Source organism: Streptomyces sp. NEAU-W12 (assembly GCF_026242095.1).
GTDB lineage: Bacteria > Actinomycetota > Actinomycetes > Streptomycetales > Streptomycetaceae > Streptomyces.
On the sequence record NZ_JAPJDM010000009.1, the window covers coordinates 152122 to 167384 of the forward strand.

17 protein-coding genes are annotated in these 15263 nt (G+C 73.0%); 15 read left to right on the forward strand and 2 right to left on the reverse strand.

The window, feature by feature from the left end:
• Window positions 1-334 precede the first annotated feature (334 nt).
• From ORI94_RS13485 to ORI94_RS13550, 15 genes are all read left to right on the forward strand, one after another.
• Window positions 335-1669, forward strand: coding sequence for a GAF domain-containing protein (locus ORI94_RS13485; RefSeq protein ID WP_266074861.1), 1335 nt, complete (start codon window positions 335-337; stop codon window positions 1667-1669).
• Window positions 1670-1862: 193 nt separating this feature from the next.
• Complete coding sequence (locus tag ORI94_RS13490; RefSeq protein WP_266074863.1) at window positions 1863-3194, forward strand: hypothetical protein; 1332 nt, start codon at window positions 1863-1865, stop codon at window positions 3192-3194.
• Between the two features lie 127 nt (window positions 3195-3321).
• Window positions 3322-3894 carry a GNAT family N-acetyltransferase gene (locus ORI94_RS13495; RefSeq protein WP_266074865.1) on the forward strand — a complete coding sequence of 191 codons (573 nt, stop codon included), beginning with the start codon at window positions 3322-3324 and terminating at the stop codon, window positions 3892-3894.
• A 425-nt stretch (window positions 3895-4319) separates the two neighbouring features.
• Complete coding sequence (locus tag ORI94_RS35515) at window positions 4320-4403, forward strand: putative leader peptide (RefSeq protein ID WP_416237821.1); 84 nt, start codon at window positions 4320-4322, stop codon at window positions 4401-4403.
• A gap of 193 nt (window positions 4404-4596) precedes the next feature.
• Entirely contained in the window at window positions 4597-6294 is a 1698-nt protein-coding gene (locus ORI94_RS13500; RefSeq protein WP_266074866.1) for a nitrite/sulfite reductase, read from the forward strand.
• Window positions 6291-6506: a hypothetical protein gene (locus tag ORI94_RS13505; RefSeq protein WP_266074868.1), complete on the forward strand. Its 216-nt coding sequence runs from the start codon at window positions 6291-6293 to the stop codon at window positions 6504-6506. Before ORI94_RS13500 ends, ORI94_RS13505 begins: the two co-directional genes overlap by 4 nt.
• Window positions 6503-7213: a phosphoadenylyl-sulfate reductase gene (locus tag ORI94_RS13510; RefSeq protein ID WP_266074871.1), complete on the forward strand. Its 711-nt coding sequence runs from the start codon at window positions 6503-6505 to the stop codon at window positions 7211-7213. The genes ORI94_RS13505 and ORI94_RS13510 overlap by 4 nt, the downstream gene beginning before the upstream one ends.
• Before the next feature lie 73 nt (window positions 7214-7286).
• A complete protein-coding gene (gene cysC / locus ORI94_RS13515; RefSeq protein ID WP_042164224.1) occupies window positions 7287-7823 on the forward strand; it encodes an adenylyl-sulfate kinase in 537 nt (178 codons plus the stop codon).
• Entirely contained in the window at window positions 7820-8773 is a 954-nt protein-coding gene (cysD, locus tag ORI94_RS13520) for a sulfate adenylyltransferase subunit CysD (RefSeq protein WP_266074877.1), read from the forward strand. Before cysC ends, cysD begins: the two co-directional genes overlap by 4 nt.
• 2 nt (window positions 8774-8775) lie before the next feature.
• Window positions 8776-10110, forward strand: a complete 1335-nt coding sequence (locus ORI94_RS13525) for a sulfate adenylyltransferase subunit 1 (protein WP_266074879.1) — start codon at window positions 8776-8778, stop codon at window positions 10108-10110.
• Window positions 10098-10253: a hypothetical protein gene (locus ORI94_RS13530; protein ID WP_266074881.1), complete on the forward strand. Its 156-nt coding sequence runs from the start codon at window positions 10098-10100 to the stop codon at window positions 10251-10253. Before ORI94_RS13525 ends, ORI94_RS13530 begins: the two co-directional genes overlap by 13 nt.
• 161 nt (window positions 10254-10414) lie before the next feature.
• Window positions 10415-11524 (forward strand): aliphatic sulfonate ABC transporter substrate-binding protein, encoded by a 1110-nt coding sequence (locus tag ORI94_RS13535; protein ID WP_266074883.1) that lies wholly within the window; start codon window positions 10415-10417, stop codon window positions 11522-11524.
• A gap of 38 nt (window positions 11525-11562) precedes the next feature.
• Window positions 11563-12375, forward strand: a complete 813-nt coding sequence (locus ORI94_RS13540) for an ABC transporter ATP-binding protein (protein ID WP_266074885.1) — start codon at window positions 11563-11565, stop codon at window positions 12373-12375.
• Window positions 12362-13270, forward strand: a complete 909-nt coding sequence (locus ORI94_RS13545) for an ABC transporter permease (RefSeq protein ID WP_266074887.1) — start codon at window positions 12362-12364, stop codon at window positions 13268-13270. The genes ORI94_RS13540 and ORI94_RS13545 overlap by 14 nt, the downstream gene beginning before the upstream one ends.
• Before the next feature lie 7 nt (window positions 13271-13277).
• The gene (locus tag ORI94_RS13550; RefSeq protein WP_266074889.1) at window positions 13278-14027 is read left to right on the forward strand and encodes a sirohydrochlorin chelatase; all 750 of its coding nucleotides are present in this window, start codon (window positions 13278-13280) and stop codon (window positions 14025-14027) included.
• Between the two features lie 43 nt (window positions 14028-14070).
• Here the strand turns inward: ORI94_RS13550 and ORI94_RS13555 are convergent, their stop codons facing one another.
• A complete protein-coding gene (locus ORI94_RS13555) occupies window positions 14071-14454 on the reverse strand; it encodes a DUF4440 domain-containing protein (protein ID WP_266074891.1) in 384 nt (127 codons plus the stop codon).
• Window positions 14447-15034 carry a DUF1697 domain-containing protein gene (locus ORI94_RS13560; RefSeq protein WP_266074893.1) on the reverse strand — a complete coding sequence of 196 codons (588 nt, stop codon included), beginning with the start codon at window positions 15032-15034 and terminating at the stop codon, window positions 14447-14449. Before ORI94_RS13560 ends, ORI94_RS13555 begins: the two co-directional genes overlap by 8 nt.
• Window positions 15035-15263 lie beyond the last annotated feature (229 nt).

Sequence of the window (15263 nt, forward strand, 5' to 3'; positions counted from 1 at the left end):
CGTACGGAACGGTTTCGACGCCCTCGCACGACGACCCGGTGGTGACGCGGGGGTGGTGCTGCGCCGACACGGCACCACCCCCGCCGCACAGGCCCCTGGGAGCCGTGGACGCCGCTCGGGACGGCGTCGCTCAAGTTTCGAACAGCGCGGGCCGGTCCGCCAGGGTTGCAGGGGGTTGCAACTTGCCGCTGTCTGTGTCCGTGGTGAACGGTCCCGCCGGGGACGCACGGCACTATGGACCGACGACAGCCAGAACGGATCTCGGGGGCGCGGCCGGTGGGCCGCGTGCTGTCCTCCGAGTCTCTCCCCGGGAGGACCAGTGCCGCTCTCACCGATGGACGTGAGGCATCTGGCCGGCGTGGACACGACGCGCGCGGTCAGGCTGCTGAGTGAGGTCCGCTCCGCGACGCTCTCCGGGCAGCGCGCGCCCATGGCGCCCCGGCCGGTGATCGAGGAGTCCTGGGAGCGGGTGCTGCGCAGCGGCGTCGACCCGGACCACGACGTCCGGGCCGGGCTGTTGTCCCGCGCGGAGGTACAGCGGCGGCGGGAGGGTTCGGCGCTGCGGCATGTGCTGCCGGTGTTACGGGAAGGGCTGCTGCCGTTCGCGGACGCCGGCCGTCACATCATGGTGGTGGCCGACGCGGACGGCAGGGTGCTGTGGCGGGAGGGCAGCCCGGCGGTCCTGCGCAAGGCGGACGACCTCGGTTTCGCGGTGGGTGCGGACTGGCGCGAGGACGTCGTGGGCACCAACGGTGTGGGCACCCCGGCGGTGACCCGGCGGCCGGTGCAGGTGTTCGCCGCCGAGCACTTCGTACGGTCGCACGCCGCCTGGACGTGTGCGGGGGCGCCCCTGACCGATCCGCGGGACGGGCGGCTGATCGGCGTGGTGGATGTGAGCGGGCCGCTGGAGACGGTGCATCCGTCCACGCTGGCCTGGGTCGGCTCGGTGGCCAAGCTCGCCGAGGCCCGGCTCCGGGAACACCACCTGGAGTCGCTGGAACGGCTGCGGTCGGTGGCGGCGCCGGTGCTGGCCCGGACCGGCGGACGGGCCCTGGTGGTGGACCGGCACGGGTGGACGGCCGCGGTGACCGGCATGCCGTACACGAGACGGCTGGCGCTGCCGGACGCGCTGTCGGCCGGGACGCGGTGGTTGCCGACGCTGGGCCGGTGCTCCCTGGAGCCGCTGGCCGGGGGCTGGCTGGTGCGGGCGGCGGACGGGCCGGTGTCCCGCGCGGCGAGCCGCGTCGTGCTGGATCTGCGGGAGCCGCGCGGCGCGTCGTTGGCGGTGTCCGGCGGCGCGGGTTCCTGGTCCCGGAGGCTGAGCCCCCGCCATGCCGAACTGCTGTATCTGCTGGCCGTGCACCGGGCCGGCCGCAGCGCCGCGGGCCTGGCCGAGGACGTGTTCGGGGACCCGGCCCGTACGGTGACGGTGCGCGCCGAGCTGTCCAGGGTGCGGCGCTATCTGGGGGGTTTGCTGGAGCACCGGCCGTACCGGTTCACGGAGGGCGCCGACATCGACGTCCTGCTCCCGGAGGACCCGCGTGACCTGCTGCCGCACTCGACGGCCCCGGCGCTGGGCGACGGCCGCCGGCACCCGACGGTGAGAGAGGGCCGGCACCGCGGCCCGGAGAGTCCGCCCGGCCCCCGGCCCGGAAGGGCCGGGCCCTGACGGTCCGGCACGGCACATCACCGTGCGCCGGGCCGCTCGTTCTGCGGATGTGCGGGGTCTCCACCCCCTGCGGGGCTGTCTGCCGTAGCATCGCCCCACGGGCCACCCTCACCTGCTCCACGGTCGACGGTCATCGGTCGGAAGGTCAACGGTCGGATCGCCGGACGCAGTTGGCTCGCCTCGGGAGGACGTTATGAAGCATCGCGGCAGACACCGTCGGCGCAGGCGGGGCAAGGCGCTGCGGGCGACGCTGGCCGGAACCGCGCTCGCGCTCACCGCGGCGGCCACCATGATCAGTACGTCGCAGGCCACCGACGCCGACGACCCCGGGGCGCTGAAGCCGCTCACCAGGGCCGCCGAGACCGCACCGCTGCGGCTGTCCGAGACCCGTGTGCCACCGGAGTGGCTCGACCGGCTCTCCTCCGAGATGGGGCGGCCCGTCGGCGTCGGGGCCGTGCTCGACGACACCGACGGTTCCCTGCGCGACGCGGAATCCTGTACGGACGAGGACCGGCGCGGGCTGCCTCTGGAGCCCGCCGCCACGCGCGCGTACTGCTGGGACGGCGCCGACGTCGAGGGCTGGCGTCCCGGCGCCGTCACCACCTCCGGGGACGCGGACGACGACGGGCACTGGGGCCCGGACCGGGTGGTGCTCTCCGCCTGGAGCCAGGGCGGCACCGAGGCGGACGGCACCGCGGCGCAGGACCCGGCCGTGACGGGTGCCGGCGCGGGGCAGGGACTCGCGCGGGTCGCGTTCATCGACGCCGGTGACCCCGACGACCTCCGCTACACCTGGGCGCAGCTCGCCGTCCCGGTCTCCGGGGGCCAGGACTACCGCGGGCTGGTCTCCCCCGTGACGGGCATGGTCTGGTACCAGGACAAGCTGCTGGTCACCGCAGGGCGGGGGGACGGCAGCGCGCTGTACGTGTACGACGTGGACCGCGTCCAGCGGGCCACCGTGGGCGGTTCGACGGTCGGGCGGGTGCCCGGCGGCTGGTCGGCGGCGGGGGCGCGGTACGTGCTGCCCGCCGTCGCCGCCTACCGGACGGCCGACGCGGCCGCCCCGCAGCCGGGCGGCATCTCCCTGGACCGCAGCACGGCGCCGGACAGCCTGGTCGCGCACGAGGCGGTCACCGAGGACCACGACGGGCCGACCCGGCTGTGGCGGTACGCGTTCGACGACGGCGGGGCCCGCGCGGGACTGCTGGCCACGGACCCCCTGCTGAAGGTGGACCCGGCCGCGGCGTACGAGACGGAGCTGACCCATGTGCGCAGTGTGCTGTCGTACGGGTCGGGCTGGTACCTGGGCCGGGTGACCGGGACGTCGGACGAGCGCGGGACGCTGTGGCGGCAGGACACGGAGGGGGCCCGGCCCACCCGGTGCGGGGCGGACCAGACGCACCGCTGCTGGAGCGGCGCGTCGGCGTCCCTGTCCTACTGGCAGGAGACCGGCGAGGTGTGGTCCCAGTCCGGCCGCATGCTCTTCGCCCTGCCCCTGACCTCCGTCGACGGCTCGCTGGACTGATCCCGACCGCCGGCCCCGGCGGCTGTACCCGGCCAGGGGCCCGCCGCCGCCCGCACCGCACGGACCGCCCGCACCGCACGGACCGGGCACTCGACAGGTGTCCGCGCCGGATGGTTCCCTTTCCGGCATGACGACCGTCGCCGTGACCACCTGGTCCCTGGAGCAGACCGCGCCCACCGATCTCCTGCCGGCCGCCGTGCCGGAGGGCGACGTACGGGTCGTGCGCGCCGAGGTGCCGTCCCCGGAGTTCAGCCGTTTCCTGTACGCGTCGGTCGGCGGTGACATCCGGTGGACCGACCGGCTGGGCTGGACGTACGCGCGGTGGCTGGAGCACCTGGAGCGGCCGGGCACGGAGACCTGGGTGGCGTACGAGCGGGGGACCCCCGCGGGGTACGTGGAGCTCCAGGCGCAGGACGACGGGGTTGTGGAGATCGTCCACTTCGGGCTGCTCCCCGCCTTCCGGGGCCGGCGCATCGGCGGGCACCTGCTGTCCCACGGCGTCGCGCGGGCCTGGGATCTGGCGGAGCGTTGGCCGGGGCGCAAGCCGACCGCGCGGGTCTGGCTGCACACGTGCAGCAAGGACGGCGAGCACGCGATGGACAACTACCGGCGGCGGGGATTCCGGCTGTTCGACACCAGGGTCGAGGACGAGCCCGAGGTCGCCGCCCCGGGCCCGTGGCCGGGAGCGCACCCGCTCTGACCCGCCGTTCCCTGGCCGCGTCCCGTGTCGTGGTGCGGGAGGTGAAGCGTTGCGCGTTCCGGTGCGAGGCCCTCGGCGACCTCCGCAGAGGCGGCGGCCCGCAAGGCGCCCTGCCGGGAGGGTCGGGCCCCCGGACCGACGGAGCCGCCGTCCCCGCCCCGCCGTCCCCGCCCGGTCGGCTCCGGCGCCCTGACCGGCCGCACCACCCGGCGGGACGCCATCCGCCACCTCCGCCGCCCCTTCCGCCGCGTCCCCGTCGCTCGCCCACGTACGCGTTCCCGGCACGTACCCCTCCTGAGCTGCACGGACAAGACCGCCCGCGCCGCCTGTGACCAAAACCACCTACGTCTCCCATGTCGAGACGAAGGCGTCCGCATCATGGACGAAGCTGGACTGTGTCCAGATCTCCGTGCCACGCTTCCGTCATGCCTGGAACGGAAATCGCCTTGGTGAGTCGGCGGCACGTCGACCTCGGCCGCATGTCCAGCGCCATCTGTCCGGTGCGCTGAGAGCACGTTCAGCAGCACCCGACAGTTCTCCTTCGGTCCGCTCCGGTCCGGTCCACCCCGACCGGTACCGCATGGTTCCGTCCGGTTCCTCCTCGCTCCACCGAACTCCCGCGCAATGACGCGCCGCGCACCCCCGCACCGTCATGCGCGGTTCAGAGCCGTATCCCCGTCTGTCCCGAAGGGCGTATCAACCATGGCCGCCAGCCCGCAGAACCCTGCCGCCGCGACCCCCCGCCGCAAGGTGAGCCGCCACCGCGGAGAGGGCCAGTGGGCCGCGGGACACTTCACCCCGCTCAACGGCAACGAGCAGTTCAAGAAGGACGACGACGGTCTCAACGTACGGACACGTGTTGAGACGATCTACTCGAAGCGGGGCTTCGACTCGATCGACCCCAACGACCTGCGCGGCAGGCTGCGCTGGTGGGGCCTGTACACGCAGCGCCGCCCCGGGATCGACGGCGGCCGTACCGGTGTGCTGGAGCCCGAGGAGCTCGAGGACCAGTACTTCATGCTGCGGGTCCGCATCACCGGCGGCCGGCTCACCACCGAGCAGCTGCGCGTGATCGGCGAGATCGCCGAGACGTACGCCCGCGGCACCGCCGACATCACCGACCGGCAGAACATCCAGTACCACTGGATCCGCATCGAGGACGTCCCCGCGATCTGGGAACGGCTCGAGGCGGTCGGCCTGTCCACCACGGAGGCCTGCGGCGACACCCCGCGCGGCATGCTCGGCTCCCCCGTCGCCGGGGTCGCCGAGGACGAGATCATCGACGGCTCGGCGGCGCTGGAGGAGATCGCCCGCCGGTACATCGGCGACCCGCGCTTCTCCAACCTGCCGCGCAAGTTCAAGACGGCCGTCTCCGGCTCCCCGCTGATGGACGTCGCCCACGAGATCAACGACGTCTCCTTCGTCGGCGTGGTCCACCCCGAGCACGGCCCCGGCTTCGACCTGTGGGTCGGCGGCGGTCTGTCGACCAACCCCAAGTTCGGTGTGCGGCTGGGCGCCTGGGTGCCCGAGACGGACGTGCCCGACGTGTGGGAGGGCGTCATCTCCATCTTCCGCGACCACGGATACCGGCGGCTGCGCACCCGGGCGCGGTTGAAGTTCCTGGTCGCCGACTGGGGGCCGGAGAAGTTCCGCCAGGTCCTGGAGGACGACTACCTGGGCCGCGGGCTGGCCGACGGCCCGGCGCCGGTGATGCCCGCGCAGCAGTGGCGCGACCACATCGGGGTGCACCGCCAGAAGGACGGCCGGTTCTACGTCGGTTTCGCGCCGCGGGTGGGCCGGATGGACGGCTCGCTGCTCACCAAGGTCGCCGCGCTGGCCGAGGACCACGGTTCGGGACGGGTGTCCACCACGGTCGAGCAGAAGATGATCGTCCTGGACGTGCCGCAGGACCGGGTGGACTCGCTCGTCGACGCCCTGGAGGCGCTGGACCTGCGGGTCAGGCCGTCGACCTTCCGGCGCGGCACGATGGCCTGCACGGGCATCGAGTTCTGCAAGCTCGCCATCGTGGAGACCAAGGAGCGCGGCAGCGACCTCATCGACGAACTGGAGCGCCGGCTGCCCGACTTCGGGGAGCCGCTCACCATCAACATCAACGGCTGCCCGAACGCCTGCGCCCGTATCCAGACCGCGGACATCGGCCTCAAGGGCCAGCTGGTCACCGACGCCGAGGGCCGGCAGGTCAGCGGCTACCAGGTGCACCTGGGCGGCGCGCTCGGCCTGGATCCGTCCTTCGGCCGCAAGGTGCGCGGCCTGAAGGTCACCTCGGACGAGCTGCCGGACTACATCGAGCGGGTCCTGAAGCGTTTCGAGGCGGAGCGCGAGGACGGCGAGCGGTTCGCCACGTGGGCGGCCCGCGCGGACGCGGAGGCCCTGTCGTGAGCGAGCGCGCCGCGCCGTTCTACTGCCCGTACTGCGGTGACGAGGACCTGCGCCCCGGCGAGGAAGGGCACGGGGTCTGGGAGTGCGGGGCGTGCAACCGGGCCTTCCGGCTGAAGTTCCTCGGGCTGCTCGCCCAGGGGCTCGACCGGCCGGACCCGGGCACGGGCACGGGCACAGGCACGGGCACGGGCACAGGAGGGGAACGGACATGACGGCGGTTCAGGAAGAGCGCACCACCGACGAGTTGAAGGCGCTGGCCGAGCAGGCGGGCCGCGACCTGGAGGACGCCTCCGCCCTGGAGATCCTCCGGTGGGCCGCCGGGGTCTTCGGCGGGCGCTTCTGCGTGACCTCCTCCATGGAGGACGCGGTGGTCGCCCATCTCGCCTCCCGCGCCCTGCCCGGCGTGGATGTGGTGTTCCTCGACACCGGGTACCACTTCGAGGAGACTGTCGGGACCCGGGACGCCGTGGAGGCCGTGATGAACGTCAACGTCATCACACTCACCCCGCGACAGACCGTCGCCGAGCAGGACGCCGAGTACGGGCCGAGGCTGCACGACCGCGACCCCGACCTGTGCTGCGCCCTGCGCAAGGTGCGGCCGCTGGAGGAGGGCCTGCGGGGGTACCTGGCCTGGGCGACCGGGCTGCGCCGCGAGGAGTCCCCGACCCGGGCGGACACCCCGGTCGTCGGCTGGGACGAGAAGCGGCGGAAGGTGAAGATCTCCCCCATCGCCCGCTGGACCCAGGACGACGTGGACGCCTACGTCGCCGAGCACGGCGTGCTCACCAACCCGCTGCTGACGGACGGATACGCGTCGGTGGGCTGCGCCCCCTGCACCCGCCGGGTGCTGGAGGGCGAGGACGCCCGGGCCGGCCGCTGGGCGGGCCGCGGCAAGACCGAGTGCGGACTGCACGGCTGACATGACCGAGCCCTCCACGCCTTCGCGGCCCCGCACCGGGCCCACCTCGCCCTCTACGAACCAGGAGACCGACGTGACGACCGGAGCCACCGTCTGGCTCACAGGTCTGCCGAGCGCAGGCAAGACCACCATCGCCCACGAGCTGGCCGCCCGGCTGCGCGAGCAGGGCCGCCGGGTCGAACTGCTCGACGGCGACGAGATCCGCGAGTTCCTCTCCGCGGGCCTCGGCTTCAGCCGCGAGGACCGGCACACCAACGTGCAGCGCATCGGATTCGTCGCCGAACTGCTCGCCCGCAACGGCGTCACCGCGCTCGTCCCGGTCATCGCGCCGTACGCGGACAGCCGGGCCGCGGTCCGGGGGCGGCACGAGACGAACGGCACGTCGTACGTCGAGGTGCACGTGGCGACTCCCCTCGAGGTGTGCTCCGTACGCGACGTGAAGGGCCTGTACGCGAAGCAGGCCGCGGGCGAACTCACCGGGCTGACCGGCGTGGACGACCCGTACGAGGCTCCCGTCTCTCCCGATCTGCGCATCGAGTCGCAGCACCAGACCGTCCAGGAATCCGCCGCGGCGGTGCACGCCCTGCTGAGCGAAAGGGGACTGGTATGACAACCGTGGCCACGGTCACGACCGGCGACGAGGGCACCGGCGGGGCGGCCGGCCCCTACGCCCTCTCCCACCTCGACGCCCTCGAGTCGGAGGCGGTGCACATCTTCCGCGAGGTCGCCGGCGAGTTCGAGAACCCGGTGCTCCTGTTCTCCGGCGGCAAGGACTCCATCCTGATGCTGCACCTGGCGCTGAAGGCCTTCGCGCCGGCGCCGGTCCCGTTCTCGCTGCTGCACGTCGACACCGGGCACAACTTCCCCGAGGTCCTCGACTACCGCGACCGCACGGTCGCCCGGCACGGGCTGCGGCTGCACGTCGCCTCCGTGCAGGACTACATCGACCGCGGTGTGCTGCGCGAGCGCCCCGACGGCACCCGCAACCCGCTGCAGACGGTGCCGCTCACCGAGAAGATCGCCGCCGAGAAGTTCGACGCCGTGTTCGGCGGCGGCCGGCGGGACGAGGAGAAGGCGCGCGCGAAGGAGCGGGTGTTCTCGCTGCGCGACGAGTTCTCCCAGTGGGACCCGCGCCGCCAGCGGCCCGAGCTGTGGAACCTCTACAACGGCCGGCACGCGCCCGGTGAGCACGTCCGGGTCTTCCCGCTGTCCAACTGGACCGAGCTGGACGTGTGGCAGTACATCGCCCGCGAGAACATCGAACTGCCGGAGATCTACTACGCCCACCACCGCGAGGTGTTCCAGCGGGGCGGCATGTGGCTGACCGCCGGCGAGTGGGGCGGCCCGAAGGACGGCGAGAGCGTCGAGAGGCGGCTCGTCCGCTACCGGACGGTGGGCGACATGTCCTGCACCGGCGCGGTCGACTCCGGGGCCGACACCATCGAGAAGGTGATCACCGAGATCGCCGCCTCCCGGCTGACCGAACGCGGGGCGACCCGCGCCGACGACAAGCTCTCCGAGGCCGCGATGGAAGACCGCAAGCGCGAGGGGTACTTCTAGACATGAGCACGATCACGAGCGAGGCGCTCGCGGAGACCACCCTGCTGCGGTTCGCCACCGCCGGTTCCGTCGACGACGGCAAGTCCACCCTGGTGGGCCGGCTGCTGCACGACTCCAAGTCGGTCCTCACCGACCAGCTGGAGGCCGTGGAGCGGGTGTCGGCGAGCCGCGGCCAGGAGACTCCCGACCTCGCCCTGCTCACCGACGGGCTGCGGGCCGAGCGGGAACAGGGCATCACCATCGACGTGGCGTACCGCTACTTCGCCACGCCGCGGCGCCGGTTCATCCTCGCCGACACGCCGGGCCATGTGCAGTACACCCGCAACATGGTCACCGGCGCCTCCACCGCGGAGCTGACCGTCATCCTCGTCGACGCCCGCAACGGCGTGGTCGAGCAGACCCGGCGGCACGCGGCCATCGCCGCCCTGCTGCGCGTGCCCCACGCCGTCCTCGCCGTCAACAAGATGGACCTGGTGGACTACGAGGAGGCCGTGTTCGCGCGGATCGCCGAGGAGTTCACGGCGTACGCGACCGAGCTGGGCGTCCCGGAGGTCACCGCGATCCCGATCTCGGCGCTCGTCGGCGACAACGTGGTGGAGCCGTCGGCGCACATGGACTGGTACGGCGGTCCGACGGTGCTGGAGCACCTGGAGACGGTGCCGGTCAGCCACGACCTGGCGCACTGCCACGCCCGGCTGCCCGTGCAGTACGTGATCCGGCCGCAGAGCGCCGAACACCCGGACTACCGCGGGTACGCCGGCCAGATCGCCGCGGGCACGTTCCGCGTCGGCGACGAGGTGACCGTGCTGCCGTCCGGCCGGACCACGACGGTCACCGGGATCGACCTGCTGGGCACGCCCGTGGAGGCGGCCTGGACGCCGCAGTCGGTGACGCTGCTGCTGGCGGACGACATCGACATCTCCCGCGGGGACCTGCTCGTCCCGAGCAAGGACGCGCCGGCCACCACGCAGGACGTCGAGGCCACCGTCTGCCATGTGGCCGACCAGCCGCTGACGGTCGGCCACCGGGTGCTGCTCAAGCACGGCACCCGGACGGTCAAGGCGGTCGTGAAGGACATCCCGGCCCGGCTGACGCTGGACGACCTGTCGCTGCACCCGCACCCCGGCAGGCTCGTCGCCAACGACATAGGCCGGGTGAAGATCCGTACCGCCGAGCCGCTGCCGGCCGACTCGTACGCGGACTCGCGGCGCACCGGTTCGTTCATCCTGATCGACCCGAGCGACGGCACCACGCTCACCGCGGGCATGGCCGGCGAGTCCTTCGCCGCCCCGGCCCCGGTCAAGGACGCGGCCGAGGACGACGGATGGGACTTCTGACGATGCGGCACCTCCGCGTCCCGGCCCGCGAACCGGCCGGTCTGCCCGCCACCGACGCCTTCGCCACCTTCGCCAAGGAGGGCGGCCGGATCGGCGGCGGGCAGCTCGGCAGCGGGCAGGGCGGGGTCGCGCGATGCGGGTGACGCCCCCGGCCCACCGGGAGCGCGCGCACCGCTCGCGTGCCGCCCTGGTCCACCGCCGCCACCGCCGCCACCGCCGAAAACCCGCCGATCCCCCGGACACGGCCGGCTGAGTACGACCAGCCGAGTACGTGAGAGCCGGGCCACCGAGAGGAACACCTCCCGTGTCTGCCTTCCCCGCCACCCCGCGCCGCGCGTTCGCCGCGACGACCGCGCTGGTCGTCCTGCTGGTCCTGGCCGGCTGCGGCTACGGCTCCCGGGCCAAGGAGGATCCCGGCGTCGAGATCGCCGCCGGGGCCCGGAAGACCGACGGTCTCGACGCCGTGAGGCTCGGCCACTTCGGCAATCTGACCCACGGGACCGCGCTGGTGGGCAAGCAGAAGGGTTTCTTCCAGAAGGAGCTCGGCGCGACCGAGGCACGGTACGCGGTGTTCAACGCGGGGCCGTCCGCGATCGAGGCGCTCAACTCCGGTTCCATCGACATCGCCTGGATGGGGCCGTCCCCGGCCGTGAACGGCTGGGCGAAGTCGCGGGGCAGGAACCTGCGGATCATCGGCGGTTCGGCGTCCGGCGGGGTGAAGCTGGTGGTGAACCCGGACCGGGTGAAGTCCCTGGAGGACGTCGAGGGCAAGCGGATCGCGACCCCGCAGCTCGGCAACACGCAGGACGTGGCGTTCCTCGACTGGGCGGCCGAGCAGGGCTGGACGGTCGACGCGCAGAGCGGCAAGGGCGACGTCACGGTCGTCCGCAGCGACAACAAGGTCACCCCGGACGCCTTCGCGGCCGGGTCGGTCGACGGCGCGTGGGTACCGGAGCCCACCGCGTCGAAGCTGGTCGCCGAGGGCGGGAAGGTCCTGCTGGACGAGGCCTCCCGGTGGCCGGACGAGAAGTTCGTCATCACGAACCTGGTCGTGCGCCAGGAGTTCCTGGAGAAGCACCCGAAGGCCGTCGAGGCGGTGCTCCAGGCGTCGGTCTCCACCAACCGGTGGATCAACGAACACCCGGACGAGGCCAAGGCCGCCGCCAACGAACAGCTGGCGGCCGACTCCGGCAAGGCGCTGCCCGCCGACGTCCTTGACCCGGCATGGGAGTCGATCCGGTTCACCGACGACCCGCTGGCCGCCACCCTCGGCACCCAGGCGGAGCACGCCGTGAACGCGGGCCTGCTCGAGCGGCCCGACCTGAAGGGCATCTACGACCTGGAACTCCTCAACAAGGTCCTCGCGGCCGAGGGCGCACCCGCCGTCGACGACGCCGGTCTCGGCACCAGCTGATCCCGGAACCCGAAGAAACGTCCCAGGAGGTGACGACCATGGCCACGACCCTCGCCAAGGCCGCCGACGGCACCGAGGCGGTCACCCACGCCGCCCGGATCGAGCATGTCTCGAAGTCGTTCGCGGGCCCGGCCGGGCAGCAGCTCGTGCTGGACGACATCACGCTCGATGTCGCGCCCGGTGAGTTCGTCACCCTGCTGGGGGCTTCGGGGTGCGGCAAGTCCACGCTGCTCAACCTGGTCGCGGGCCTCGACGCGCCCAGTGCCGGCGCGATCAGCACGGACGGCCGCCCGGCGCTGATGTTCCAGGAGCACGCGCTGTTCCCGTGGCTGACCGCGGGCAAGAACATCGAACTCGCCCTGAAGCTGAGGGGCGTGCCGAAGGCGGAGCGGCGCGGCCGGGCCGAGGAGCTGCTGGAGCTGGTCCGGCTGAAGGGCGCCCACGGCAAGCGGGTGCACGAGCTGTCCGGCGGCATGCGCCAGCGGGTCGCGCTGGCCCGTGCGCTCGCCCAGGAGAGCAGGCTGCTGCTGATGGACGAGCCGTTCGCGGCACTGGACGCCATCACCCGGGACGTGCTGCACGACGAGCTGACCCGGGTCTGGCGCACTGCGAACACCAGTGGCTCCGCCGCGGGCCGGCTGTCCGTCCTGTTCGTCACGCACAACGTGCGCGAGGCCGTCCGGCTCGCGCAGCGGGTGGTCCTGCTGTCGTCCCGGCCGGGCCGGATCGCCCACGAGTGGACGGTGGACATCGAACACCCCCGCCGCATCGAGGACACCGCGGTCGCGGAACTGTCCGTCGAGATCACCGAGCAACTCCGTGGGGAGATCCGCCGCCATGGCCAGCACTGAAACCACCGCGAAGGCCGCGAAGGACGAGACGGACACGCACGACCTCGCCGGTCTGGAAGCGGGCCTCGACGCGCTGGAGACGAGGCAGCAGACCCGCAGGCCGTGGCGTCAGACCTTCGTCCAGAAGATCCTGCCGCCCGTCGTCGCCGTCGCCCTGGTGCTGGCCGTGTGGCAGGCGCTGGTCTCCTTCAGGATCGTCGACGACCCGACCAAGCTGCCCCCTCCGGGCGCCGTGTGGGGCGTCGTCCGGGACGCGTGGCTCCAGGGCGAGCTGCTCGGCTACATCTGGACCAGCGTCTCGCGCGGTCTGCTCGGCTTCTTCTTCGCTCTGCTGATCGGTACGCCGCTGGGACTGCTGGTGGCGCGGGTGAGGTTCGTGCGCGCGGCGATCGGCCCGATCCTGTCCGGACTGCAGTCCCTGCCGTCGGTGGCGTGGGTGCCGCCGGCGGTGATCTGGCTGGGCCTGAACAACCAGATGATGTACGCGGTGATCCTGCTCGGCGCGGTCCCCTCGATCGCCAACGGTCTGGTCTCCGGCGTCAGCCAGGTGCCGCCGCTGTTCCTGCGGGCCGGCCGCACGCTGGGCGCGACGGGACTGAAGGGCACCTGGCACGTCGTGCTGCCGGCCGCGCTGCCCGGCTATGTGGCGGGTCTGAAGCAGGGCTGGGCGTTCTCCTGGCGTTCGCTGATGGCCGCGGAGATCATCGCGTCGTTCCCCGATCTCGGCATCGGCCTCGGGCAGCTGCTGGAGAACGGCCGCAACGCGAGCGACATGGCCATGGTGTTCGAGGCGATCCTGCTGATCCTGACCGTCGGTATCGCCATCGACCTGCTGATCTTCAGTCCGCTGGAGCGGTGGGTCCTGCGCAGCCGCGGCCTGCTGGGGAAGGACTGATCCGATCATGCGCCGTCCGGTTCTTCTCGTCATCGCCCACGGCAGCCGCGATCCGCGGCACGCGGCGACCGTGCACGCCCTGGTACGGCGGGTCCGCTCGCTGCGGCCGGAGCTGCGGGTGGAGACCGGATTCCTCGATTTCAACGTCCCCTCCGTACCGGGGGTGCTGGACTCCCTGGCGGCGGAGGGCGTGCGCGACGTGGTGGCCCTCCCGCTGCTGCTGACCCGCGCCTTCCACGCCAAGGCGGACATCCCGGCGGTCCTCGCGGACGCGGACGCGCGGCTGCGCGTCCGCCAGGCGGACGTCCTGGGGCCGTCCCCCCTGCTCCAGGCCGCGCTGGAACGCCGGCTGTACGAGGCGGGCCTGACGCCCGCCGACAAGTCCTCGACCGGGGTCGTCCTGGCCTCGGCGGGGTCCACCGACCCGGAGGCGATCGCAGTGATCGCAGAAATCGCGCGGGAGTGGCGGCACACCGGTTGGTGCGCCGTGCGGCCTGCGTTCGCCTCCGCATCCCTGCCCCGCACCGAGGACGCGGTACGCGAACTGCGGGCCCTCGGCTGCGAACGCGTCGCCGTGGCCCCGTACGTGCTGGCTCCGGGCTTCCTTCCGGACCGCATCGCACGGGGCGCGGCCCTGGCGGACGTCCTGGCGGACGTCCTCGGCCCGGCGCCGGAGGTGGCGCGGGTGCTGGTGCAGCGGTACGACGCGGCACGGACACCGGCGCCGGCGGAGGCGATCGGGGCAGTGGGGGCCTGAGGCCTCTGCGGCGACGGCGACGGCGTCCGGGTCGGTGGGGCGCTCAGCCGCCGGTCACCGCGTCCGGGTCGTACAGCGTCCCCTGGTGGAAGTAGAGCAGCCATTGCCGGCCGGTGCGGCGCCACAGGGAACTGCGGTGGGCGCACCGGCCGTTGTGGTCCGTGTCGAAGGTGAGATGAACGGTGTCGGGGGCCAGCTGCACGGCCCTCATCCGGGAGACGGTGCCGGCGGGGCCCCCCGCGTCGCGTTCGCCGGCGAGCAGCGCGATGATCGCGTCGCGGTCCCAAACCCGTCCGGACGCGCCGATCTCCACGAACTCCGGATGAAGCAGTTCCCCGACGCGTTCGGGCGAGCGGCGCACCTCGGGGTCGAGGAGTTTCAGTTCGGCCTCGACGGCTGCGTCGGCGGCGGTGTACGGATCAGTCACGGGTGAGCTCCATGAGCTTGACGACGGTGTTCCAGTTGCGGGTGGTGGCGATGACGCCCCGGGTGGTCCGGGGCGCGGCCAGGCGCTCGGCGAGCCTGGAGCGGCCCAGGCCGTCCGGAGCGTACAGGTACAGGGCACGGTCGCCGAGGCGGAACTCCTCGGGCAGGTGGGCCGCCCGGTCGATGTGCGCGAAACGGTCGGCGTCGACGGCGGCGGAGAAGTAGGTGACGTGCAACTGCTTGGGCGCCGGCTCGGCGGCCGGGAAAGGACAGGCGTCGACGACCGCCCGCAGATAGGCGTGGTCGCGCACGATCACGTCGACGGCGAAGCCGAAGTGCCGCTCGACGGCGTCGGCGAGTCCGGCGGCCAGCACGTCCTCGGCCGGGTCCCCGGCCGGATCCGCGCTCTTGTCCCCCGGCCCCTCGCTCCTGGTGGTGAACACGGCCTGGCCGCTTTGGAGATGGGTGCGGACCGCGTCGTGGCCGAGGCCCTCCACCAGGGTGCGCAGGTCGGCCATGGGGACCTTTCTGTTGCCGCCCACGTTGATGCCGCGCAGCAGTGCCGCGTATGTCGTCGCCATCCGCACACCCTGGGACGGCCGTCGTGCCCCGTGGGGGCGGGCGCGACGTGCGGGCCGCGCCGGCCGGCTTCCGTGAGCAGGCGGTGAGCCCGGGCGCCTCGCGCGGCCCGGTCGGGACGAGGGTGCACGAGGAACGGAACGTCGCCTTCGTGTACGTGCCGCTGGTGGGCGGCTCCGGCCAGGACAGGGCGGCGGAGAGCCCGCACACGCCGCGCGACGGGGGACGGCC

Excerpts from the sequence above, each read along its gene's own strand:
- ORI94_RS13485 (WP_266074861.1), top strand. The coding sequence starts at position 335 with ATGGACGTGAGGCATCTGGCCGGCGTGGACACGACGCGCGCGGTCAGG.
- ORI94_RS13490 (WP_266074863.1), top strand. The coding sequence starts at position 1,863 with ATGAAGCATCGCGGCAGACACCGTCGGCGCAGGCGGGGCAAGGCGCTG.
- ORI94_RS13495 (WP_266074865.1), top strand. The coding sequence starts at position 3,322 with ATGACGACCGTCGCCGTGACCACCTGGTCCCTGGAGCAGACCGCGCCC.
- ORI94_RS35515 (WP_416237821.1), top strand. The coding sequence starts at position 4,320 with ATGCCTGGAACGGAAATCGCCTTGGTGAGTCGGCGGCACGTCGACCTC.
- ORI94_RS13500 (WP_266074866.1), top strand. The coding sequence starts at position 4,597 with ATGGCCGCCAGCCCGCAGAACCCTGCCGCCGCGACCCCCCGCCGCAAG.
- ORI94_RS13510 (WP_266074871.1), top strand. The coding sequence starts at position 6,503 with ATGACGGCGGTTCAGGAAGAGCGCACCACCGACGAGTTGAAGGCGCTG.
- cysD (WP_266074877.1), top strand. The coding sequence starts at position 7,820 with ATGACAACCGTGGCCACGGTCACGACCGGCGACGAGGGCACCGGCGGG.
- ORI94_RS13525 (WP_266074879.1), top strand. The coding sequence starts at position 8,776 with ATGAGCACGATCACGAGCGAGGCGCTCGCGGAGACCACCCTGCTGCGG.
- ORI94_RS13530 (WP_266074881.1), top strand. The coding sequence starts at position 10,098 with ATGGGACTTCTGACGATGCGGCACCTCCGCGTCCCGGCCCGCGAACCG.
- ORI94_RS13540 (WP_266074885.1), top strand. The coding sequence starts at position 11,563 with ATGGCCACGACCCTCGCCAAGGCCGCCGACGGCACCGAGGCGGTCACC.
- ORI94_RS13545 (WP_266074887.1), top strand. The coding sequence starts at position 12,362 with ATGGCCAGCACTGAAACCACCGCGAAGGCCGCGAAGGACGAGACGGAC.
- ORI94_RS13550 (WP_266074889.1), top strand. The coding sequence starts at position 13,278 with ATGCGCCGTCCGGTTCTTCTCGTCATCGCCCACGGCAGCCGCGATCCG.
- ORI94_RS13560 (WP_266074893.1), bottom strand. The coding sequence starts at position 15,034 with ATGGCGACGACATACGCGGCACTGCTGCGCGGCATCAACGTGGGCGGC.